The 21940-nt window shown below is 63.1% G+C and carries 19 protein-coding genes and 1 pseudogene; 12 read left to right on the plus strand and 8 right to left on the minus strand.

The window, feature by feature from the left end; translation table 11 throughout:
* Positions 1-156 precede the first annotated feature (156 nt).
* The 4 genes from AB3X99_RS16410 to AB3X99_RS16425 all read right to left on the minus strand — a co-directional run bounded on the left by AB3X99_RS16410 (position 157) and on the right by AB3X99_RS16425 (position 2311).
* Entirely contained in the window at positions 157-486 is a 330-nt protein-coding gene (locus AB3X99_RS16410; RefSeq protein ID WP_368617518.1) for a hypothetical protein, read from the minus strand.
* Positions 480-1580, minus strand: a complete 1101-nt coding sequence (locus AB3X99_RS16415; protein WP_368617519.1) for a GGDEF domain-containing protein — start codon at positions 1578-1580, stop codon at positions 480-482. The genes AB3X99_RS16410 and AB3X99_RS16415 overlap by 7 nt, the downstream gene beginning before the upstream one ends.
* A 121-nt stretch (positions 1581-1701) precedes the next feature.
* The gene (locus tag AB3X99_RS16420; protein ID WP_069262118.1) at positions 1702-1917 is read right to left on the minus strand and encodes a hypothetical protein; all 216 of its coding nucleotides are present in this window, start codon (positions 1915-1917) and stop codon (positions 1702-1704) included.
* Positions 1918-2116: 199 nt separating this feature from the next.
* Positions 2117-2311 carry a hypothetical protein gene (locus AB3X99_RS16425; protein WP_342948147.1) on the minus strand — a complete coding sequence of 65 codons (195 nt, stop codon included), beginning with the start codon at positions 2309-2311 and terminating at the stop codon, positions 2117-2119.
* Here AB3X99_RS16425 and AB3X99_RS16430 point away from each other — a divergent pair.
* From AB3X99_RS16430 to AB3X99_RS16450, 5 genes are all read left to right on the plus strand, one after another.
* Positions 2310-2573, plus strand: coding sequence for a hypothetical protein (locus AB3X99_RS16430; RefSeq protein ID WP_368603155.1), 264 nt, complete (start codon positions 2310-2312; stop codon positions 2571-2573). The two genes, AB3X99_RS16425 and AB3X99_RS16430, sit on opposite strands and share 2 nt — an antisense overlap.
* A gap of 495 nt (positions 2574-3068) precedes the next feature.
* Positions 3069-4703 carry an L-lactate permease gene (locus AB3X99_RS16435; RefSeq protein ID WP_368617520.1) on the plus strand — a complete coding sequence of 545 codons (1635 nt, stop codon included), beginning with the start codon at positions 3069-3071 and terminating at the stop codon, positions 4701-4703.
* A gap of 10 nt (positions 4704-4713) precedes the next feature.
* Complete coding sequence (locus tag AB3X99_RS16440) at positions 4714-4932, plus strand: EmrB/QacA subfamily drug resistance transporter (protein ID WP_069262417.1); 219 nt, start codon at positions 4714-4716, stop codon at positions 4930-4932.
* Between the two features lie 69 nt (positions 4933-5001).
* A complete protein-coding gene (gene ggt, locus AB3X99_RS16445; protein WP_368617521.1) occupies positions 5002-6663 on the plus strand; it encodes a gamma-glutamyltransferase in 1662 nt (553 codons plus the stop codon).
* Positions 6664-6722: 59 nt separating this feature from the next.
* Positions 6723-8531 carry an SLC13 family permease gene (locus AB3X99_RS16450; RefSeq protein WP_342948144.1) on the plus strand — a complete coding sequence of 603 codons (1809 nt, stop codon included), beginning with the start codon at positions 6723-6725 and terminating at the stop codon, positions 8529-8531.
* A gap of 19 nt (positions 8532-8550) precedes the next feature.
* Here AB3X99_RS16450 and AB3X99_RS16455 read toward each other — a convergent pair whose 3' ends face one another.
* Together AB3X99_RS16455 and AB3X99_RS16460 are read right to left on the minus strand one after the other, a co-directional pair.
* Positions 8551-9228: a transcriptional regulator gene (locus tag AB3X99_RS16455; RefSeq protein ID WP_368617522.1), complete on the minus strand. Its 678-nt coding sequence runs from the start codon at positions 9226-9228 to the stop codon at positions 8551-8553.
* 74 nt (positions 9229-9302) lie between these two features.
* The gene (locus AB3X99_RS16460) at positions 9303-10280 is read right to left on the minus strand and encodes an ornithine cyclodeaminase family protein (protein WP_368617523.1); all 978 of its coding nucleotides are present in this window, start codon (positions 10278-10280) and stop codon (positions 9303-9305) included.
* A gap of 160 nt (positions 10281-10440) precedes the next feature.
* On the opposite strand from AB3X99_RS16460, the gene AB3X99_RS16465 reads away from it, so the two are divergent.
* The 4 genes from AB3X99_RS16465 (at position 10441) to AB3X99_RS16480 (ending at position 16723) form a co-directional block, all read left to right on the plus strand.
* Positions 10441-11238: an ABC transporter substrate-binding protein gene (locus AB3X99_RS16465; protein WP_368617524.1), complete on the plus strand. Its 798-nt coding sequence runs from the start codon at positions 10441-10443 to the stop codon at positions 11236-11238.
* Between the two features lie 31 nt (positions 11239-11269).
* Complete coding sequence (locus tag AB3X99_RS16470) at positions 11270-12514, plus strand: NAD(P)/FAD-dependent oxidoreductase (protein ID WP_368617525.1); 1245 nt, start codon at positions 11270-11272, stop codon at positions 12512-12514.
* Between the two features lie 542 nt (positions 12515-13056).
* The gene (locus tag AB3X99_RS16475; protein ID WP_069262111.1) at positions 13057-14094 is read left to right on the plus strand and encodes a 3-oxoacyl-[acyl-carrier-protein] synthase III C-terminal domain-containing protein; all 1038 of its coding nucleotides are present in this window, start codon (positions 13057-13059) and stop codon (positions 14092-14094) included.
* Between the two features lie 37 nt (positions 14095-14131).
* On the plus strand, positions 14132-16723 hold the full coding sequence (locus AB3X99_RS16480) for a hybrid sensor histidine kinase/response regulator (RefSeq protein ID WP_368617526.1): 2592 nt from the start codon (positions 14132-14134) through the stop codon (positions 16721-16723).
* A 74-nt stretch (positions 16724-16797) separates the two neighbouring features.
* Here AB3X99_RS16480 and AB3X99_RS16485 read toward each other — a convergent pair.
* Together AB3X99_RS16485 and AB3X99_RS16490 are read right to left on the minus strand one after the other, a co-directional pair.
* A pseudogene (locus AB3X99_RS16485) lies at positions 16798-17181 on the minus strand (response regulator); the annotation flags it as partial.
* Between the two features lie 7 nt (positions 17182-17188).
* Positions 17189-19075, minus strand: a complete 1887-nt coding sequence (locus AB3X99_RS16490; RefSeq protein WP_368617527.1) for a putative bifunctional diguanylate cyclase/phosphodiesterase — start codon at positions 19073-19075, stop codon at positions 17189-17191.
* Positions 19076-19345: 270 nt separating this feature from the next.
* Between AB3X99_RS16490 and AB3X99_RS16495 the strand changes: the two genes are divergently transcribed.
* The 3 genes from AB3X99_RS16495 (at position 19346) to ehuD (ending at position 21856) form a co-directional block, all read left to right on the plus strand.
* Positions 19346-19705 (plus strand): DUF3564 family protein, encoded by a 360-nt coding sequence (locus AB3X99_RS16495; protein ID WP_368617528.1) that lies wholly within the window; start codon positions 19346-19348, stop codon positions 19703-19705.
* Between the two features lie 568 nt (positions 19706-20273).
* Positions 20274-21098, plus strand: coding sequence for an IclR family transcriptional regulator (locus AB3X99_RS16500; protein ID WP_083245058.1), 825 nt, complete (start codon positions 20274-20276; stop codon positions 21096-21098).
* Between the two features lie 56 nt (positions 21099-21154).
* Positions 21155-21856, plus strand: a complete 702-nt coding sequence (gene ehuD / locus AB3X99_RS16505) for an ectoine/hydroxyectoine ABC transporter permease subunit EhuD (RefSeq protein ID WP_342948138.1) — start codon at positions 21155-21157, stop codon at positions 21854-21856.
* The last annotated feature ends 84 nt before the right edge of the window (positions 21857-21940 follow it).

Raw genomic sequence — 21940 nt, forward strand, 5'->3', positions numbered from 1 at the left:
AAAAGCGGTGCGGGGCGGCCAGGAACGGCGTGCCACACGCACTAGCCCGGCATCCGCAACATTCAGACGATTGGGACAGGCGCGCCGCCCGAACGGCGCGGTGGCTTCAGGATGGCGGCGTGGCGGACGGCTCGTCGGCGGCAGGCGCCGGTGCGGCTACGGTTTCGTCCCGGCAGGACACGCCCGGGCTCGGTCCGGTCTACGCGCATTAACGCGGGATGTATCGGTGTACTGACCTTCCGGCGCCGAAGAAACGATGCGGTAGCGCGGCAGCGCCGAGGGCTCCCCGGCGATATAGACGGCGGCCGGCCGGTGCAGATAGAGCACAGTCACGCCCTGCGCAATCCGGTTGCCGGGATCGTAGCCTTCCGCGTGGATCAGAACGTTGGTGAGTTCCTTGACGAGGCCGGCTTCCGCTTCGGGTGTCAGGGCATCTTCGGGCCATAGTGACACAGCATCGCGCCGTGCCGCGATACGCGTCACCACGACGCCGGTTCGGCGACCACACATCGGTTTTTGCCTTGCCGTTTCGCTTCGTAGAGCGCACGGTCGGCGAGCCGAAACGTTTCGGGTACACCGATTAGCTCCGAGATGCTCGAGACCCCAATACTGACCGTTACCCTGTGTCCGGAAATTCGCGCCGCCGCTACGGTGCCGCAGATTTCACGTGCGAGGGTTTTGGCGCTTTGCTGGTTACCCGGGAAGATCACGCCGAACTCTTCGCCGCCAACGCGACCGCAAAGGTGCGGGCTGGCGCTTTCCTCGATGGTGCGCGCCACGGCGGCCAGGACCTCGTCGCCGGCGTCGTGCCCCGCGGTGTCGTTGATTTGCTTGAAGTCGTCGACATCGATGAGCAACAGCCAGAATTCCTCACTGGACCGGCGGTCCTGGCATTCATTGACCTCCAGCATGAAGCTACGGCGATTCGCAATGCCGGTGAGGGTGTCCCTGAACGCGAGTCGTGCCAGTTCGCGCTGTACCAGAAATGTCTTTTTCCGCTCCTGTGTAAACAGGAGATTGAGCAGGAGACCCAGCGCAAGGGCGGCGAGCGCAAACAGCAAAATCCAGTTGCGGTCCTGTGAGGACATCAGCGCGACCACCTCGCCGTGGGAGATGATCAGCCAGACAGTCAGTGCACTTGCGAGATAGTTGAAATACCCGGAGATCACCGGGGCCATGCCCACGTTGATCGCCACGCCGATCGGCAGGACCCAGAACGCAGGATTGCCGGTGCCGGGCATATTGGAGTGAAACGCAAGTGCCACGAACGCTGCGCATGCGAACCGGCCCAGCGCGTCCATTCGCAGTCCCCGTGAGGCGTACGTCATGCCCATCGCGAGGAGGATGCCGCTGGCGGCTACCAGCGTGCCCGGCACATCGAAGTACGCATGGGGATTCGCGAATGCCCGGGACATGAGCCACGACACCAGCCCGAAGAGTTGGACCGCCACAGCGAGAAGGCGCGAACTTTCCGCCGCACTCTCCAGGAAAAGACGCAGCTCTGTGGCGTCCCGAAAACTGCGTCGTTTCTCGAGAAACCGGGTTCTTCCCGCGTACGGCATGCCAGCGACCATCACCATTCAGGAACATTTGGATTCGCCCCCGGTATAACGACACGGCTGCGATTTCCTTTAGCCTGGCGTGGCCCCATCCCGAGCAGGCCGCGGCGCGGCAATTGCGCGGGGCAACCGATGGGACACCCTAGCCAAAGCGGGCATCCAGCCATCGCTTCGCCCAATTTTCTGCGTAGGCAATCGCATCCTCGCGCGCGTCGAATCCCGCGAGATCGCCGCTGGAGTGGACTTCGCACTCGCTCCCATCGATTCGCCTGGTGCTGATGCGCACGTGCGCCATGTATTCCCCATCCGCCCGGCGTGGCGTTGGGTCGATATGAAAGCGGTCTGGATCTGAACGCATAGGTCTCTCCCTGAATCCCAGTGAGGAATCCGCAAGCCGTCCGAATCTTCGGCCGGCGGTATTCGTGGTCTGCGATGGAGGGGAGCGGCGCGATCCCTGAGAAGTGGCAGGAGGAGCGGCGGGATCGGTCGCAGTCGACGGATGTTTTCATACTACGCCGCCGCCTTCATTTGTACAGCGATAGTTTCGACCGGCATCCTCACGCGTTCCGGACCCGCGTGCGCGTCGAGAGCAGGCCATTGCGTCGCGGATCGTAGGTCGACAACAGCGATCCCGAACGCGGCTGCGTCAGGTGCAGCAACATCCCAGCTGCGAGGCATATACTGGGCTGGTCGCGGTGCCAGCCTTGCCATTCGTTGCGGCCGATTGCGGCGAATCCGGAGAGGGGCATCATGAACGACCCATCGACCGAGGAACTCGAGCTTCTGACCGCAGACCTTCACCTCGCGGAAGCTCGACGGCGGCTGGCGGCGCTCACGGTGTGCGTCCAGCGTCAGCGGGAATGCGGCACCGCCAGCGTGGCAGGAGAAGACTTGCTTTGCGTGATGCGCGACATCATACAGACCATGACGCTGCACCGCGAACTGCTCAGACGCGAGGTCGAGCATCAGCGCAGGCTTTCATGCGATGGGCGCGCACGGTGGCCGGTGAGCTGAACAGTCATTCCTGCGTCAGTGCTGGCAAGCGCCTGACATGAGCCGCGAATCGGGGACGTGTCCGAAAGCTGTGTTTTTCGGCTGCCATTCGCTTTCAGGGTCGATGTATCGCGCAACGGTCGATTGCGTTAGCAAACCTGGCCTGGTGGCGCGCGAACGGCGTCAAAGCACGCGGGACGTCTCGCCTGCCGAAATGCCGATGTTTCATTGCGCACGCAATCATTGTTGACAGAAATCGAGGGAAACCTGCGATTCGTTCACGAGATAGTTTTTCGCTTTATTCGAATGTTGGTAATCGGCTGGGAACGACGTTAAATAACAAAATAATTTTCGAAGAAGGGATAAGCCACTCAAATCGGAAAAATGTTGCACAACGAAATAAGTCACTGGATTTTTAGCTTGCGGCTTAAACAAAAGCGACTATCATCAGTTAAATCGATTTCCGAGCCGAATCTCCCAACGTCAGCGGAGACTGTGTCGGTATGAGGGAAGGAGATGACTGACACATCAATTCCGGTCGATCTGATTCACTGGATTCTGGCAACACTTTCGATCGTCGCGCTGCTCGTCTTTCTCGTGCCGCTTCGCTGGCGCGCGCCTGAGGCCGGTCCGGGTGCAATGTTCGTGGCGGGTTTGATCGCCTTTTTCGCATTCCGCACTCCACTTGGGACATTGACTGTCGCAAGCGCCAAGGGCGTATGGGACGCCATATTCATCCTCTACGTTATGTGGCCGGCATTGTTGCTCTATCAGATCACCAAACAGGCTGGCGGATACGACGCCCTCCGGCAAGGGATTTCCCGCTTTAGCCGGAATGAATTGTTCGTCATTCTCGGGCTCGGCTGGGTCTTTTCATCGTTTCTTCAGGGTATCGCGGGCTTCGGCGCGCCGATTGCCGTTGTGGCTCCGCTTCTGCTCGCAATTGGCGTCAGGCCGGTTTATGCAGCCGCCATTTCGATCATTGCGCATGCATGGGCCCGGTTCTTCGGCACGCTTGGCGTCGGCTGGCTGGCGACCTTGCAGGTGGCGGATGTACAGGACGTGACGCGGGCCGCATTCGAATCCTCGCTACTGCTGTTGATTCCCACCTATTTTGGTGGACTGCTGATTGTATGGTTGTACGGACGCTGGGCCGCAGTGCGTCATGCATGGCCGCTTGTCCTGATTCTTGGCACGATACTCGGCTTTGGGCAGCTGATTTTTGCGTTCCTGAGCCCGGAACTCTCGACGTTCCTCGCGGCGGCCATTGCGATGATCGCACTGTACCCGCTCTCCCGCTGGCGCCGTTTCAGCGAGCCGGTTCCGCAAGCCGATGTGCCGGAGCGGCCCGCAATGGACGAAACGGCGGTCCGTACCGAGTCGGACGCGAGCGAGCCGGTGATGAGCATCGGCATGGCTTTTCTGCCGTATGTCGTGCTCACGGTCGTCACGCTCGGTATTTTGCTGATCGATCCGCTGAATAACGCCTTGCGGCAGTTCCGCATCGGTCTGCCGTTTCCCGAAGTGACCACAGGGTTCGGCGTGACGAACGCGGCGGTCACACGTTATGCGCCGTTTGCGCCGTTCACCCATCCGGGCACGATGCTGCTGATATCGGCCATCATCGTGTGGATCGTGTATCGCGCGAATGGCTACTACGGGGCGTGGCAGTCGCGTCATGGCAAGGAAAACCTCGGGCGCTCGCTCATCGTGGATGGCGTGCCCGCGTCGCTGCCGGTCATCGCGTTCCTCGTGACGAGCCGGGTTCTCGATCACAGCGGACAGACCATGGTGCTCGCGCACGGTATTGCCGACGCCTCGCCCCCGCTCGTCTACGCGGGCATCGCCAGTGTGATTGGCGCGCTTGGCGCGTTCATGACGTCGAGCAGCACCGCATCGAACGTCCTGTTCGGCGGCTTGCAGAGCGACGTCGCGCATTTGCATTCGCTGCCCGTGGAGGCGATCGTGGCGGCGCAGGCCGCAGGCAGCGCCTACGGCAACGCCATCGGCCCCGCGAATATCGTGCTCGGCACCAGCATCACCGGTATCAAGGGGCAGGAAGGCGCGGTCATGAAACTCGCCATCCCGTGGACGATCATCGTGGCCATCCTCACCGGGATAGGCACGATTGTTCTCGTCATGCTCGCGTGAGGTGATCGGCATGGACAAGCTCGTGGCAGAAACGGTGGCGCTGATCCTGATGTTCCTCGCCTTTCCGCTCACCAGCAGGGGCGCGACCACCGGTAACACGCTGCTGCTGAGCCTCGGCCTGCTATGCGTGATTGCCGGCGGCGCGCTGCCGATCATCACGCGGTTCATGGATCACTCCAAAGACAAGGTCAGGGACGCGGGCGTCGAGTTCGACGATCGGGCCTCCTGATCGACTCGCCGCTTTCGCGCGTTGGAGCGTGTCGCTTTGCCGGATCAACATCACGGGAGCGCATTCATCATGAGTCATCCAAACGGCCCTCGCACCGGTCGGCCGCCCACCCGCGCACCGCAAGGGATGGTGTCGACTCCTCACTATCTCGCCAGCCAGGCTGGCCTTACCATGCTGCAACGCGGCGGCACGGCAGTCGATGCCGCGATTGCCGCGAACGCCGTGCTGTGCGTCGCGTACCCGCACATGGCGGGACTGGGCGGCGACGGATTCTGGCTGATCGCCGACGGCAAGAGCGAGCAGGTGTACGCCATCAATGCGAGCGGACCCGCTGCGCAGCAAGCCACACTGGCCCGCTATCGAGGCAGCGCCGGCGCCGACGAAATCGCGGCGCGGGGGCCACAGGCCGTGCTCACCGTGCCGGGCGCGATTGACGGCTGGCGTCTTGCCCACGAGCGCTTCGGGCGGTTGACATGGGCGGACCTGTTTGGGCCGGCGATCGGCTACGCTCGCGACGGCGTGCCGGTGAGCCGCTCGCTCGCGGACTGGACGGCGCAGGACGTGCCGATCCTCACGAAATATCCCGAAACCGCGGCGGTGTTCCTGCCGGGCGGCCGCGTGCCGGCGGACGGCGAACGGCTCGTGCAAAGTGCACTCGCACGCTCGCTGCAGCATCTCGCCGATCACGGCGCGCGGGCGGGATTTTACGAAGGCGATCTTGCTGCACGGATCTGCGGCGCGATCGGTCAGGCGGGCTCGCCGCTGCAGGCGGACGACTTCGCCGCGTATCACGCGCAGTGGGTGACGCCGATCAGCACGACGTACCGGGGCAATACGGTGTATGAGCTGCCCCCGAACACCCAAGGCTTCACGCCGCTGCAAATCCTGAATCTGATCGAAGGCTACGACGTCACCGCGTGGGGCGACGGCACGGCAGACTACTATCACCACCTCGCCGAAGCGGTGAAGATCGCGTTTGCCGACCGCGAGGAGTGGCTGACCGACCCGGATTTCGTCGCGATACCGGTGGACGAACTCATCTCCAAGGCGTATTGCGACGAGCGCCGCAAACTGCTGGACCCCGAACGCGCGCTCGACATCGCAACCGTGCCCGCGGGCATTGCGTATCAGCATCCGCACGAGCGCCGCGCGCCGGACGGCGACACCTGCTACTTCTGCGCCTCAGACAAGGACGGGATGGTCGTGTCGCTGATCCAGTCGATTTATCACGACTTCGGCAGCGCGGTGATGGGTGGCGACACCGGCATCATCATGCAGAACCGCGGCGCGTTCTTCTCGCTGGACGAGCATCATCCGAACAGTCTGCAGCCGGGCAAGCGAACCTTCCATACGTTGATCCCGGCGCTGATGTCGCGCGACGGCAAGCCTTGCCTCGCATTCGGTTCGATGGGCGGGGAAGGGCAGCCGCAGACGCAGGCGGCGCTCGTCACGCGGATCGTGGACTTCGGCTACGACGTGCAGCAGGCCATCGAAGCGCCGCGCTGGCTGATGGGCCGCACCTGGGGCACCAAATCGCGCAACATGTCGCTCGAGGGACGCATCTCCGACGAAGTCGTGCGCGAACTGAAACGCCGGGGTCAGCCCGTGCAGATGGTCACGCACTGGAACGACAACATGGGACATGCGCACGCGATCCGGGTCGATCGCGAACAGGGCTTTTATGAAGGCGGCGCCGATCCGCGTGGAGACGGCGCGGCGCTGGGCTACTAGCTTTCGCGGCTGCTGACGGCGGACTAGTGCACTGTGAAGTCGCACGAAGGGTCGAACACATGAACCCGATGATCGTTACCTCGCTCATCCTCGCTGTAACGATGGTGCTGTTCATCTGGAACAAGCTGCCGGCGGCGGTGGTCGCCGTCATGTCGCTGCTCGCGCTCTACCTTACCGGCGTGCTGACGATGCACGAGGCGTTGGGCGGATTCGGCGATCCGCTCATCGTCTTCATCGCCGCGCTGCTCGGCGTCGGGATCGGCCTCGAGACGACCGGCGTGGGCACGTGGGCGGGCCAGTGGCTCATTCGTCATGCCGGCCAGAGCCAGAAACGGCTCATCGCTTCGCTGCTGATCCTGTCCGCGATCTCGACGGCATTGATCGGCATGAACGGCGCCGTTGTCGCGATGTTGCCGATCGCGGTCATCGTCTGCGTACGCACCCGGCTCGAGCCTTCCCAACTGATGATGCCGGTGTCGATTGCGTGCCTGACCGGCGCCAAGCTCACACTGCTAGGCAGTCCTGTGAATGTCATCGCGGCGAGCGCGGCCGATGCGGCAGGCGGTGCGCCGATCCGTTTCTTCGAATGGTCGATTGTCGGCCTGCCGCTTTTCGCGGGCAGCCTCGTTATCATTCTGGTGCTGGGGCCGCTCTTGCTGCCCAAACGCAGTTCGGGATCGCTGCCGGCCGATTTCAGCCAGCATGCGCATACGCTCGTCGAACAGTACCGCATGGCCGAGGACGTGTGCCGGCTGCGCGTGCGAGCGGGCTCGCCGTTTATCGGCAAGACGGTGGCCGACATCGATCTGTCGCAATACCCGGGCCTCAGCGTCCTCGGGCTCATGGACGAAGAGGATGCGGAGCTGGGCGGCCAAGCCGCGCTCGAGGGACAGCACCTTCTGGTGCGCGGTGACGCGCAGGTTGTCGCCCGGCTGGCAAACGACCTGCACCTCGCCATTCGCGAGCCGTACCGGGAATCGCAGGCAGTGACCAACGCGTTGTTCAACCGTACGTCAGGCCTTGCCGAAGTGGTGATCCCGCAGCGCTCCGCGTTGATCGGTCAAGCCGTGTTTCCGGGTATGGCGACGCACGAAGGAGACCTGATCGTGCTTGCCGTCCAGCGCAGTGGGGAAGACGTGCCGGGACCCTCCACGCATCTGCTCGCCGGCGACCATCTGCTGTTCCGGGGCACATGGGAGGCGCTGGACAAGCACTTCTCCGACCCGCAGATCCTGATGGTCGATGCGCCGCAGGCCGTCCGGCGCCAGACTGTCGCGCTCAGTCGCGGCGCTCGCGAGGCGCTCGTCATTCTCGCCGTGCTGGTCGTGCTGCTTGCGACCAATGTCGTGCCGGCCGCCGTGGCCACGCTGATCTGCGTGACGGCGATGGTGCTGACACGCGTGATCAAACTGAGCCAGCTGTATTCCATCGACTGGAACACCTGCGTGCTGGTCGGCGCGCTGATCCCGCTCGCCACTGCGATGTCGAAGACCGGGCTCGCGTATCTGCTTGGCGACTATGTGATCCAGATCGTCGGCTCCGGCGGCCCGCGCGCCGTGATGGCGGGACTCTTCGTCGTCGCTGCGGTGCTGACCCAGGTCATCTCCAACAACTCTTCCGCGCTCGTGACCGTGCCGATTGCGGTTGCCACAGCGCGGGAACTCGGGGTGTCCGCGACGCCGTTCCTGATCGCGGTCGCGCTGGGCGCGGGCGCAGCCCACCTCACGCCAATGAGCACGCCGGTGAACATCGTCACGTACGGGCCGGGTGCCTACGCGTTCGGCGACTACTGGAAGATCGGTGCGCTGATCGTGTTGTGGTCGATGGCGGTGGTCGTGTTCATTGCGCCGTTGTACTGGCGCTTCTAGTCAGGCATGGGTTGGGGCGCTATTCGGCGTCCGCCTTCATTTCGCGCAGATGCTTGTAGACCGTCGCGCGCCCCATGCCCAGCACCTTCGCCACATAGTTGGCGGAACTCTTGCCCTTGAACGCGCCTTCGGCGTGCAGCGCCTCGACCAGTTCGCGGCGGTGTTCGCGCGTGAGCGAGTTGAGCGCGATCTGCCGCTCGCGCAGCCAGCCGTGCAGAAAGGTGTTGATGCGCTCCTGCCAGTCGTCCCTGAACAGCTCCTCGGGCTGTGCGATTACGCCTGCGCCGCGCAGGAAGAGGTTGAGCGTGGCCTGCATGTCGTCGAACGCGGCGATGTTGAAGTTGATGCACATGACACCCGCCGCTTGCCCTTCATCGTCGAACAGCGCCGTGCTCACGCAACGCATGCGCCGGCCGTCCCAGTTCACCTTCTCGTAGGGGCCGAGCAGCTTGTTGCGCGTGGTTTCCTCGACGTCTTCGAGCGCGGAGTCGTCGCCGACCTCGCGCTTCGAGAGATTGTTCGAGAGATACGCCACGGTCTGGTCCGAGAGGTCGTGAATCACGACCTCCGCGAACGGAAAGAACAGCGTGGTGATGCTGTCCGCCACGTGCGCGTAGCGCGCGAGCAGCAGGTCGCGCGCGGTCTTCGGGCTGGCGGTCTTCTTCACGCGGGTTTTCTCGTCTTCTCGTTTCGGCATCGGTGTGGGACCGGGTTGCGGCAGAAAGGACATCGATGATACTGCGTTCGCTCGACGCCGCGCATCAACGGGCATCAGCGTACGCTTTGCAGCTGCTTGTACAGCGCGTTCGCGACGGCGATATCTTCGAGGCCAAGGCCGATCGAGCGGAAGAACGCGTGGCGCGCGTACGCCGGGCGCGGGCAGGCGTCGTTGGCGAGTTCCGCGAGATCGCCCGCGATCGCATCGGGCGACCAGCCGTGCTCGCGCGCGGCGAGCACCATTTCGCCCGCGCTTTGCGGCGTGGTGCGGCGATAGTCGCAGTACACGTCGAGCGAGAGCAGCGCGGCCGGATCGATTTCATGCGCGTGTGCGACGTTCGTGCTGATCGAGGTGATGAGCGCGGGTTTCGTGAGCGTGTCCAGCGCGAGCACGGGCTTGCCGGACGAGGTGCACAGCATCACTACGTCGGCGTCGTGCACGCAGGCATCGGGCGTTTGCGCCACGCTTGCCCGTGCGTCCAGCGCACGCAGTTCGGCCTGGCGTTGTGCGTCGCCGGCGAGCTTCGGCGAAAACACGCGAATGCTCTCCCACGCGCGCAGCGGCGCAACGTGACGAAGATGCGCCAGCGCGACCGCGCCCGAGCCGATTACGGCCAGGCGCTTCGCCTCGCGCGGCGCAAGGTGGTCGACGGCGAGCGCCGTGGTGCCCGCGGTGCGCTCGGTCGTGAGCAGCGCCGAGTCGCACCACATGAGCGGCTGGCCCGTTTTCATCGACATCAGCGCGGTCCAAGCCGTAATGATGGGCGGCTGGCCCTCGGCGCCCACGATGTACGGCGAGAGCTTCGCGCCGAACACGCCCGCTTCGGCGAGCACGCCGAGATAGGTGATGAAGTCGCCGGCCTGCTTCGGGAACAGCGTCAGGGTTTGCGGCGGCTGCACGGCATCGCCGCGGCCGAGCGAGGCGAACAGGCGGGCGAGTTCGCCTCGCACGTCGAGGCTCGGCAGGGCGGCGCGCACCTGGGCGGCGTCGACGACGAGCGGCGCGGCGAAGGCTGGGGACATCTCGTTCATGGTTGGGACTCCGGAGTCGTGGTGTAGACATTTTTGTCCATTCTAGACTTTATTTTTATTTTTCGTCTATATTCCTCCTGCGGCCGCGGCCCTCGTGAAAGGGCGCCGCACGAAGCGCAGCACACTTGAACAGACACTTATTACGAATTGGGTGACGACGATGAACAGGAAGATGATTCGCTTTGCGGCTGCGGCCAGCCTTGCGTGCCTCGCGGGCATGACGGCGGGCGCGGCGCACGCGCAGGACCCGAAAACGCTGCGCTTCGGCGTGGAGGCCGCCTATCCGCCGTTCGAGAGCAAGACGCCTTCGGGCGATCTGCAAGGCTTCGACATCGATATCGGCAACGCGGTGTGCCAGAAACTGCAGATGAAGTGCGTATGGGTGGAGAACAGCTTCGACGGCCTGATCGCCGCGCTCGAGGCGCGCAAGTTCGACGTCATCAATTCGGCCATGAACATCACCGATAAGCGGCGTCAGCAGATCGCCTTCACGCCCGCCATCTACGTGATGCCGATCCAGATGGTCGCAAAGAGCGGCTCGGGCCTGCAGCCCACGCCCGCGAGCCTGAAGGGCAAGTCGGTTGGCGTGCTGCAAGGCTCGACGCAGGAAGACTATGTCCGCAAGCACTGGGGCACGCAGGGCGTGAACGTCGTCACCTACGAGAACCAGGACCAGATTTTCGCGGACCTCGCGGCCGGGCGCCTGGACGGCGCGGTGCAGGAAGTGCAGACTGCCACGGACGGCTTCCTCTCGAAACCGCAGGGCAAGGGCTTCGAATTTGCGGGCGCGCCGCTCAAGGACCCGGCCACGCTCGGCGAAGGCACGGGCTTCGGCATGCGCAAGGACGACGCGGCGCTCAAGGCGAAGGTGGTGGCCGCGATCGATTCGCTGCGCCAGGACGGGACGCTCACGAAGCTGTCGATGAAGTATTTCGGCCGCGATATCGTCGCGAAGTGATGTCGATCACTTTGGAATCCAGAGCCGATTCATGAGCCAGAGCGCGATCGTTCTCGGTGCGGGCATCGTCGGCGTGAGCGTCGCGCTGCATCTGCAGGCGCGCGGCGTGCAGGTCACGCTCGTCGACCGGCGCGGGCCCGGCGAGGAAACGAGCCATGGCAATGCGGGGTTGATCGAGTCGTCGTCGGTGGTGCCGTATGGCTTTCCACGCGACTGGCGCACGCTGCTGCGCCTCGTGCGCAACGACTCGACCGTGCTGCGCTACGACGTGCGCTCGTTGCCCGCCTACGCGCGCTGGCTCGCGTCGTTCTGGCGCGAGTCTTCGCCGGCGCGCCTCGCGCACGCTGCGCGGGACATGCTGCCGCTCATCGAGCGCAGCGTGGCCGAGCACGACGCGCTGATCGCGCGCGCGGGCTTGCGCGATATCGTGCGGCCCATCGGCTGGCTCGAAGCGTGGCGCTCGGCCGCCGGCTTCGAGCGCGAAATGCGCGCGGCGCAGGGCGTGGCCGACGCACACGGCCTGCATGTGCAGATGTTCGACGCGCCGGGCCTCATCGCACTGGAGCCTTCTCTGAGCGCGGGCTATGCGGGCGCGATTCACTGGATCGATCCCGCGAGCGTGGCGGATCCTGGCGCGCTGACGAAGGGTTATGCGCAACTGTTCCTGCGTGAAGGCGGTGCATTTGCACAGGGCGACGCGAGCACGCTGATGCCCGACGGCAAGGGGTGGGGAGTGCAGACCGACGCAGGACCGGTGAGCGCCGAGCTTGCGGTCGTGGCGCTCGGCCCCTGGTCGGATCTCGTGACGCAGCCGCTCGGCTACCGCGTGCCGCTCATGGTCAAGCGCGGCTATCACATGCACTACGCGAGCGAGGCGCGTGCGCCGCTCGTGCGTCCGGTGGTGGATATCGAAGGCGGTTATGTGGTCGCGCCGATGCGTCGCGGCCTGCGTCTGACCACGGGCGTAGAGCTCGCCACGCGCGAGCGTCCGCCCAACTACGCGCAGCTCGACGCCGCCGAGCGCGAGGCGCGCCCCGTGTTCGGCCTCGGCGCGCGGCTGGACGAAACGCCGTGGATGGGCCTGCGCCCCTGCACGCCCGACATGCGCCCGCTGCTTGGGCCTGCCCCGCGCCATGCGGGACTGTGGTTCGCATTCGGTCACAATCATCATGGGCTTACGCTCGGGCCCGTCACGGCGCGCCTCGTCGCCGAGCAGATCGTCGGCGAAACGCCGTTCATCGATCCCACGCCGTATTTGCCCGCGCGATTCGGCTAAAGCACGCGTTGGACCGATAGCCACCCGGACCGCGGCGACCAGATAGTCGCCGCGCTCGATCGCCTCCAGTTACACGAGTGGAATGTCAATGTCGGTCTGTCACTCGTCCTGCGGCGTTTCCGGAAACGCACTCAAATTTTGAAAGACAGCGGGTGGGCGCGCAGTTCTTGTCCGCTTGCAGGATCTCGACTCTCAAGTTTCACTCACTGTTGCCGATAATCCGTCCGGGGTGACTCCCGCAAAGTAAGCATCGAACATGATCTGCGAAGCCTGAGCCATGGCCGAATGGCGCCGGCAGTTGGAAGATGAATTGAAAGGATTGGAGAGCGGCGGGCACGCTCCTGAACGTATGGGTACAAGCCCCAGGCAATCGAGGCCCGGCCGCTGAAAGTCAACGCGTAGGGAAGGGGGGGAATTCGTGATAAACGGTGGGGGCGCTAACGTACGGGGGCCGTCCGGCCGGATATCTGGTGTCCAGGTATCCGCGTGCCACACGCGCGAGACCTTTACCCATCCATCTTTTCGCGATTCACGGATTCTCTATGCTTATCAAGAACGTCGCAGTCAGTCTCCCTTCGAGGGTCGTCACGAACGAAGAAGTCGTCGATATGATCCGGTCCCACTCTACCGCTTTCGATGGCGACATCGACAGGACCGTGCGAACCATCAAGACACTGCTTGACCGCAGCGGTCTGGTCCATCGTCGCTGGTGCGACAGCCATGAGTCGCCCATCGATCACGTTGCGATGGCGACGCGCAAGGTGTTATCGGAAACCTATCTGAGGCCGGAGCACATCGAGCTGTTCATCTTCGTCGGCATCGGTCGCGGGTTTCTCGAGCCGGGCAACAGCCACATGATGGCGAGCACGCTCGGCTTTGGAAACGCCGAATGCTTCGATGTGGTCGATGCCTGCATGAGCTGGACGCGGGCCATGTCGATCGTCGACAGTCTCTTCAAGACTGGCCAGTATAAGAACGCGATGATCGTGAATGCCGAATTCAATATGCTCGCGGGGGGGCCGCTCTATCCTTCGAATTTTGCGCTCAAGCATCACGCCCAGGTCGAATATACCTTGCCGTCGTTTACGATAGGCGAAGCGGCGACGGCCACGCTGGTGGTGGCGAAGGAGCCGGATAACTTCAGCTTTGCGTTTCGCGGCAAGCCGGATGTTTCGGACCTGTGCACGATTCCGATTCCTGGTTACGAGGGGTATTGCCACCCCACCGACCGTATCGGCAAGAACGGCGAAATGCGGTTTACCTCGTTCGGCCACGAACTGCACAAAAATTCAGATGAGCTTACCGAAGTCTTCTCCAGACTCTCTGTTCCCAAAAAAGACATCGACATCGTGTTTACGCATGCCTCCTCCAAGGCCGCGTGGCACGGTTACGGCGTGAAGGCAGGCATCGACGATAAGATGTATCACATCTATCCGGATACCGGAAATCTCGTTTCCGCGTCGATTCCGGCTGCGATTTCAATGGCCAAGGAGACAGGGAAGTTGAAGCGGGGAGACAGGGCGTTGTGCTGGGTCGGCAGCGCCGGCATGTCGTTCAACGTGAGCAGCTTCCTGTTCTGAGGCTCGGTATCAGTCTATCGAGAACGATATGAAAGGCATGGCAGGAGGCGTTCGCTATCTGATGCAGCGGGTCCGCGACGCGTATGGATTGTCGGACCTTAGCGTGCTGGCGGTGGGCGTCATCGGGACCATCGGGCATCCGCTGTACTGGTTGTGGTGGACGTACATCGACCCCCAGCCCAATGAAAGCACGCTGATGCGCGTTATCGGCGCGCTCGCCTGTCTGCTGTTGCTGCTGCGCCGCTTCTGGCCCGCAGCAGCAGTGCCTTTCCTGCCGTGGTATTACTTCCTGACGGTAGCTTATACGCTACCGTTCTTTTTCACCTACTACCTGATCACCGGCCACTATTCGATGATCTGGTCGATGGCGGAAGTCGGGATGATGTTTTTCCTGATCGCGATCTTTCCGTCGTTCGTCGCGCTGGCGCTGAACCTCGCGCTCGGGGTTGGCCTCGCCATTCTCTGCGCGCGGATCGTCACTCCGGAGTCCCTGCACGTCGACGGCCATTTGCTGCTCTACACCTACCTGCCGGTTTTCGCATTCGGCATCTGCGCGGGCCTGACGTTCAGCTACAGCAACATGCGGGGGATTACGGCGCAGGCCAAGAACGGCGCACTTCGGGCGCTTGCGGGCACGATCGCCCATGAAATGAGGAATCCGCTCAGCCAGCTCAGGTACGTGCTCGATCGCGTCGAGGAGGCGCTGCCCGCGATGGCCGAGTCGAAGCCCTCGCCGGCGTTGCCCGTCGACGCAGTGGCTTCGCTTTCGCAGCACGTCGCGCACGGACAGCTGGCGATCGACCGCGGGCTCAGAATCATTGCGATGACGCTCGATGAAGTCAGCGCCAAGCCCATGCAGTCGGACAATCTCAACTATGCGAGCGCGGCGGAGGCGACACGCAAGGCGATCGACGAGTACGGTTTTGGCGGCAGAAAAGAGCGCAGCCGCGTCAAACTGATGGTCCTCGAAGACTTCACCTTCAAGGTGGACGAGACCGTCTATCTGTTTACCTTGTTCAATCTGATCAAGAATGCGCTGCATCACATGGCGGCGCATCCCACGGCAACACTCACGCTGACTGTCGACCGGAACAAGGTGATCGTTCACGACACGGGACCGGGCATTGCAGCCGAGATGATGTCCCATCTGTTCGAGCCTTTCCGCACCCAGGGAAACACTGCCGGCACGGGTTTGGGGCTTGCTTACTGCCAGCGTGCGATGCGCTCGTTCGGCGGCACGATCGAGTGCCGTTCGGAACCCGGCAAATTCACCCAGTTTACGCTCGAGTTTCCGGCTATACCGGAGAGCGAAATCGCGGCTTACCGGCAGACGCTTCTCGCGCGCGCCACGGAGTTCTTCAGCGGGAAGACGATACTGTTTGTCGATGATGACGCGGTGATACGCGAGAAAGTCTGCCATGCGTTTTCAGGGGTGGGCGCGCGGGTGGTCGAAGCGCAGAGCGGTGAACGCGCGCTGACGCTCCTTCGAGAGCGTTCCGCCTACGATCTCGTGCTGATGGACATCAATATGCCGGGTCTCGACGGCTACACGACCACGGAGAAGATCCGTTCCGATGCCGATCTGGCTGGCGGCGGCCTTCTTGTGGTCGGTTATACGGCCGAAGCTCACAACCTGGCTCGCGTGCTCGCGAAGGGCGCCGGCATGGACGCAACGATCAGCAAGTCCATACGCATGGTGGAGCTGGTGAGTACGCTGCAAAAGCTCATGGAAAGCGGCGATCGCCATTTGCGCCACCCGCGCTTCGATGGATTCGCGGGCAAGACGATTCTCGTCGCGGACGACGACACCTACAGCCGGATGGTCGCGAAGAGCTATCTGGAGCGATGTGGCGCCAGCGTCGTGGAGGTGGAAAACGGACAGGGCGTGATCGCGCGTCTGCAGGGCGGTGACAATGTCGACGCCATCGTGATGGACATGAACATGCCCGGCATGAATGGCGTGGAGGCGGCGGGGTGGATTCGCGCCCGCGTGGACGAGTATGGCGAGATGCCTATCGTGGCCCTGACCGGCCAGTCCGATATGGCGGCAGTCAGGACCTGTCTCGCAGCGGGCATGAATGAGGTCATGACGAAACCGGTGCAGGTCGGCGTGCTCTATGCGTGTCTCGCGCGACAGTTTGCACACTCGCGCGTGGCGAGCGCCCCGGAGAAACGCGAGCGGCCGGCGGTGCCGGTCATGCAGGTTGCCAATCGAGCTGCAACTCGGGCCGCAACTCGGGCAGCGATCGCGGAAAACGACCTGCTCGATGAGGCGCATCTCGACGAACTGGCTTCGCTCGACATGCTGGATCAGACCTTCCTCAAGGGCATTGCGCAAATCCGCTCGCTTCTCGCGCAGCTTGCAACTAGCGTGGAGGCCGGTGACATCCGGGCGGTGCACGCGACGCTGCACGTTCTGCTAGGTATCAGCGGGAATATCGGCGCGAAAGCGCTGCACCTGTATGCGAAGCAGATCTATCCGCGGGTCCTCGATGGCCAATGGCCGGACGAGACCGACTGGTTCGAACAGACCACCGCGCTGGGAAACCGCTCGGCCGACGCGCTGCATCGATATTTTGTGGCTGCGATCAGCCCGGCCGATCAGCCGGGTGTATCGAGCGAGGACTGAGGTTCTAGCGGCCGTTGCGTGTCAGTGGCTTTCGCGCGTTCCTTGCGGGAGCCGAAACGCATGGTGACGATTGTGGTTTGCGCAATCAGTGCGATCGTCGCCAAAGGCGTGTTCAACTCGTGCGCGAGGAACGCGAGCGTTTCATCCATCGCCAGCAATTCATGCTGACGCGTTTCACGCTCGGTCCACTGCGCAATCGCCTCGCGCAGCGTCTCGCGTACCGTGTCGATCCGCAGCGGCTTTTCGATGATGCGAAATACGCCTCCCGTATTCACGGTCCGCAACAGCATGTCCTTGTCGGCGTGAGCGGTCACCAGCATCCGCACGATCCGGGGATAGCGTTGGGCGGCTTCGCGCAGCAGTTGATCGCCGTTGCTGACCGGCATGCGGAAGTCGGTCACCAGGACTGCGATGTCCGCGCCGTGCTCCTCGAGTATCTCGATGGCTTCGTCCGCGTCGCGTCGCTCAGACGATGACGTTTTCGCCGAGCGTGGCAAGCGATGGCCGCGGTAGCGGGCTGCCGTCGGCGAGTACACGCGTGATGCTTTCGGCATCGAGCGGCCTGCTGAAGCGGAATCCCTGCGCCTCCACGCAACCGAGCGCGAGCAGAAACTCCTGTTGCGCGAGCGTCTCCACACCTTCTGCGATGACGGATAAACCGAGCGCTTGCGCAAGCGTAACCATCGCCTTCACGATCGCACCCGTGTCCGTTTCCCCGATGCCTTGCACGAACGCACGGTCGATCTTGATGCGATCGACCGGCAGCGCGCGCAACTGACTCAGGCTCGAGTAGCCCATGCCGAAATCGTCGATGGCAATACGGATACCCGCGCGGCGAAATTCGTGAAGGCGGCGCGCGGCGATCTCCGGTTGCTTCATCAATGCAGTCTCGGTGACCTCGAGCTCGAGCATCGTCGGATCGACGCCTGTCTCCTGCAGAATGGTTTGAAAAGTCTCGACCATGTCCGTGCGTTGCAACTGAAGCGGCGACAGATTGACCGACAGGCGCACGGGCGCAATCCCCATGTGCCTCCAAAGCGCCGACTGCCGGCAGGCCTCATGCAGCACCCACTCGCCGAGTATCGCGACAAATCCCGATGCTTCCGCCATCGAGACGAATTCGGCCGGGGCGACGTCGCCGTATATCTCATCGTGCCAACGTACCAGTGCTTCGACGCCGAGCACGCGGCCGTTGCGCATGTCGACCTGTGGCTGGTAGTACACGCGCAGCGTCCCTGTTTCGATCGCCTTTCTGAGACGCGCCGAAAGGATGAGCTTTGCGTCGGCGTTCTCGCCCATTTCAGGCCGATAGCGATCCCAGCAATTGCGGCCATGACTCTTGGCCGCGTACATCGCCATGTCCGCGCACGAGATCAGCGTTTCCACATTGTCTCCGTCCGCGGGAAACACGCTGATGCCGACGCTGGCGCTCACCACGAGCTCGTTCCCGCCGACGAGCATTGGTTTCGCAATTGCCGCGAGTACGGCATCGGGAAGATCGAAGCGCGCGTCGTCCCGCCCGCGCGGCGCAACGATCATGAACTCGTCGCCGCCGTAACGACCAAGCATGTCGCCCGGTTGGGCGCACGCCCGCAGACGCCCGGCGACTTCGACGAGCAGCTGATCGCCGACGCTGTGCCCGAGCGCATCATTGACGGTCTTGAACGTGTCCAGGTCGAGGAAAACAACGTATACGGATTCGCCGTGGCGGGCGGGGTCAGTCAGGACTGCCTGCAATCGTGCGCTGAGCGCCGAACGATTCGCGAGCCGGGTCAGGCTGTCGCACTCGCTGAGTTCGCGCAAACGGCGCGAACGATCGAGAAGCCTGGTCGACACGTCATGGGTCGTTTTGGCGAACAGGAGTGGATAGATGAAGATGATGGGCAGCCACACCGGCGCGATCCGTACGTCCAGCGGCGTGGTGGCGATACCGAAGATTGCGGCCCCGGCGATCAGGCCCGCCGCACTCGCACCCACACCGGCCACGAAGAGCGGCCAACCACCCACGGCCATGGTGTCGAGCGCAAACATCAGCAGGATGACGACGGTTGCAACCGGTTCGAAATGAACCGCCGCGGCCAGCCCGCCGCCGAACGCCGAATCGAACAGCAGGTTCCATTTCTCTTTGCGGAGTGCGTCGTCAGTGTTGTTGCGTACCCGCGAATAAGCGACATGCGGCCAGACGAGACAGATGACAAGGACGCCGACGAAGAGCAGCGCCGGCGCACGTTGCACGTGCAGCAACGCCAGGACGGGTATGGAGCCGATCGCGTAGCCGAGGACCCTGAGAACATAAATGCGGCGCAAAATGCCGGCGGTCCAGAACTTGTCGCCCCTGGCGGACGTAAGCACGTCGTCTCCCCGATTCAAATCATATGATTTCGTGAGCATAGACCAGATCGGACTCCGGGATGCGGAGAACTGATTCCGACCCCTGGGCGAACCGCAGCTGCGCCGACGTCTTCGGGTCCCGGCCTGGCCTTTGCGTTATGTGCGTATCCGCACCACGGAGTTTTCCCAATATATGGAAAATCCGCTTGCGTTCCATCGCGGAACTCCTAGACTGACAACTTGCGATTCGAGCCGCGATCCCACTCACTAGCCGCACTGCACGGAGTGTCCATGCGACTGACCATCCTGATCAATGGTTCTGACCCGGCAGTCAATCACGAATTCGCCCTTGTGTGGATCGATCTCGACCAGAAACGCTGGTCGCGCGAGTCACATGAAGGCGTCGACCTGCCTTCGTGGGGCGACGTCCGCGCCGGCGGCGACGAGACGGTCTTATGCGCTCCGCAAACCGATGCACCCCTTTGCATCATGCGCGGTCTGAGCCTGAACGAACGGCAGGAAGTTCACTCGGGCCATGGCGATGCGAGCTGGCCGGACAACAGCGCGTGCAGAGAAACAGCTTGGCAGTGGCGCTTGCAGGCCGTTGACCGTAAATCGGTGCGCGCCGCGAATTCGCTTTTTGCCTGCTAGTCGTTGGCAAGACGGCTCTGTGAGCCATCGCCGATGCCGTGTGCCATTACTCCTTCAATGTCGCGAGTAGCCGGTCGATTTCGTCGAACTGGCTTTTCGACAATTGATGGCTTTGCATGATTTCCTGCAAGCGCTTTCGCCAATAAGCCGGCGGCAAACGCGACTCGTTCAGGTCCTCTGCAGACAATCGCTGAATCACGGATTTGATGTGGAGGATATCGCTGTGAGCGGCTTGCGACGACCAGGTACCCGACTTTCTCGGTTGGCCGCCACCGTCCAAACCCCTTTCTGACACTGTTCCCATCTTTATTTGCCGTCGGAATATGGCGCCGCGCATACATGCCCCGAGCGCGTCACCGGCCCTACGGCCTCCTGTTGTCATTTACCTGGGTGAGGCACGCCACGAATCAGGCGTCCTGTATGCCGAATAGATATTTTGTTCGGCCAGGCCGAACGTCGTTCGGCGCATTATTTATGGTAGTTTCCACCTTGATGACTGTCAATATTGGCAGCGCTAAGCTGGCTGAAACGCTCGACCGCCCGCTAGCGGATAAAAGACGAAATACAAATGACACAAACGGACCAAACCATTGGCGAGCGCAACGCGCTTCGCAGCGTCAGCCGGGCGCTCGATGTCCTGGAGACACTGGGGGCCAGCGATAACGAGGGGCTTACCGTTGCCGAAATTGCGATGGCAATCGGCGTGTCGAAGAGCACGGCGTTCGAGTTATTGCAGACCTTGCTCGCCCGTCATTACGTCACCGATGTACGCCTTGGCGGCTCACGGCGCTATCGGCTCGGCTTTGCGCTCGTGCACCTCGGCGACCGGGCGGCGGCAGACGTCGGCATCTCCCAGCTTGCGATGCCGGTTCTGCGCGAGCTGACCGACACGACCGGTCTCACGTCGCGGCTCGCGGTGCTCGACGACAACGGCTATGCCGTCGCAATCAACCGGGTGGAGGCGCCCGGCATCGTGCGGATCGCGTCCGCGCTCGGACAACGCGAACTCCCGCATTGCTCGGCGCTCGGCAAATCCCTGCTTGCGTTATTGCCGCCGGCGCGCGTCGTCAAGCTGCTCGCGCATACCGGCATGCCCCGCCGCACCGAGTACACCCGCCTGACACCCGCTGAGCTGATGAAGGATCTGATTCTCGTCGCCGAGCGCGGCTACGCATTCGATGACGAAGAAGACAATCTGGGCGTGGTTTGCGTCGGCGCGGCAATCACGAACCGGGACGGCGAAGGCGTGGCTGCGATCAGCGTGACGACGCTCAAGAACGGGCTGGATGACGACGACCTGCACGCGCTGGGGCGCACGCTGCGCGCTCATGCCGAGCGCATCAGCCGGATGCTCGGCGCCCAGATTGTCCCGCAACGCGGCGCGGCGAGCTAGCGCGCATCTATCTCCCTGGCGGATCACCGGTGCCCCCGCGACGGGGCGAGGACCTCATGCTGACCACCTTTTTCGATCTGTTCGATCTGCACGACGCGAACAGCTATCTGCCCGATCTGCTCAAAGGGGCGCTCACGAGCATCGAGCTGACCTTCAGCATCCTGGCGCTCAGCCTGCCGTTCGGCCTGCTGCTCGCCATCGCCAGAATCAGCCGCGCACGGCTGCCGAGAGCCATTGCGTCGGTCTATATCGAGGTCATTCGCGGCACGCCCGCGCTGCTGCAACTGTTCTACATCTACTTCGTGCTGCCTTCGTTCGGGATTCGCTTCGCTCCGTTCACGGCGGGTGTCATCGGGCTGTCGATCAACTACTCAGCGTATCTCGCCGAGGTGTATCGCGCGGGCATCGAAGCCGTGCCGAAGAGCCAGACGCAAGCCGCGAAGGCGCTCGGCATGTCCGGCCGCCAGACGATGCGCCTGATCGTGCTTCCCCAGGCCATCCGTATCGTCGTGCCGCCGCTCGGCAACTATGCGATTTCGCTCTTCAAGGACACCTCGCTCGTGTCGATCGTGACGGTCAAGGAGCTGATGTTCACCGGCCAGATCATCTCGTCGACGAACTTCCAGTACGTCACGATATTCACGCTGGTCGGCGCGCTTTACCTGGCGTTTTCCTGGCCGAGTGCCCTGGCCGTGCATTGGCTCGAGCGCAAGATGGGCACCACGCGGCCGGCGAACGCCGCAGTGCGTGCGCGATGACCGGCGCCCTCGAGCGAGAGGCAGCAACGCGATTGACGCGATCGATTCGCCACATGTGGATAACTAACTCATTCGGGGTGCTTC

Source organism: Paraburkholderia sp. BR10882, assembly GCF_040948855.1.
GTDB classification, from domain to species: Bacteria; Pseudomonadota; Gammaproteobacteria; order Burkholderiales; family Burkholderiaceae; genus Paraburkholderia; species Paraburkholderia nodosa_A.

Excerpts from the sequence above, each read along its gene's own strand:
- AB3X99_RS16470 (WP_368617525.1), top strand. The coding sequence starts at position 11,270 with ATGAGCCAGAGCGCGATCGTTCTCGGTGCGGGCATCGTCGGCGTGAGC.
- AB3X99_RS16460 (WP_368617523.1), bottom strand. The coding sequence starts at position 10,280 with ATGAACGAGATGTCCCCAGCCTTCGCCGCGCCGCTCGTCGTCGACGCC.
- AB3X99_RS16415 (WP_368617519.1), bottom strand. The coding sequence starts at position 1,580 with ATGGTGATGGTCGCTGGCATGCCGTACGCGGGAAGAACCCGGTTTCTC.
- ehuD (WP_342948138.1), top strand. The coding sequence starts at position 21,155 with ATGCTGACCACCTTTTTCGATCTGTTCGATCTGCACGACGCGAACAGC.
- AB3X99_RS16465 (WP_368617524.1), top strand. The coding sequence starts at position 10,441 with ATGAACAGGAAGATGATTCGCTTTGCGGCTGCGGCCAGCCTTGCGTGC.
- AB3X99_RS16425 (WP_342948147.1), bottom strand. The coding sequence starts at position 2,311 with ATGATGCCCCTCTCCGGATTCGCCGCAATCGGCCGCAACGAATGGCAA.
- AB3X99_RS16475 (WP_069262111.1), top strand. The coding sequence starts at position 13,057 with ATGCTTATCAAGAACGTCGCAGTCAGTCTCCCTTCGAGGGTCGTCACG.
- AB3X99_RS16480 (WP_368617526.1), top strand. The coding sequence starts at position 14,132 with ATGGCAGGAGGCGTTCGCTATCTGATGCAGCGGGTCCGCGACGCGTAT.
- AB3X99_RS16495 (WP_368617528.1), top strand. The coding sequence starts at position 19,346 with ATGCGACTGACCATCCTGATCAATGGTTCTGACCCGGCAGTCAATCAC.
- AB3X99_RS16430 (WP_368603155.1), top strand. The coding sequence starts at position 2,310 with ATGAACGACCCATCGACCGAGGAACTCGAGCTTCTGACCGCAGACCTT.
- AB3X99_RS16420 (WP_069262118.1), bottom strand. The coding sequence starts at position 1,917 with ATGCGTTCAGATCCAGACCGCTTTCATATCGACCCAACGCCACGCCGG.
- AB3X99_RS16500 (WP_083245058.1), top strand. The coding sequence starts at position 20,274 with ATGACACAAACGGACCAAACCATTGGCGAGCGCAACGCGCTTCGCAGC.
- ggt (WP_368617521.1), top strand. The coding sequence starts at position 5,002 with ATGAGTCATCCAAACGGCCCTCGCACCGGTCGGCCGCCCACCCGCGCA.
- AB3X99_RS16435 (WP_368617520.1), top strand. The coding sequence starts at position 3,069 with ATGACTGACACATCAATTCCGGTCGATCTGATTCACTGGATTCTGGCA.
- AB3X99_RS16450 (WP_342948144.1), top strand. The coding sequence starts at position 6,723 with ATGAACCCGATGATCGTTACCTCGCTCATCCTCGCTGTAACGATGGTG.
- AB3X99_RS16455 (WP_368617522.1), bottom strand. The coding sequence starts at position 9,228 with ATGCCGAAACGAGAAGACGAGAAAACCCGCGTGAAGAAGACCGCCAGC.
- AB3X99_RS16440 (WP_069262417.1), top strand. The coding sequence starts at position 4,714 with ATGGACAAGCTCGTGGCAGAAACGGTGGCGCTGATCCTGATGTTCCTC.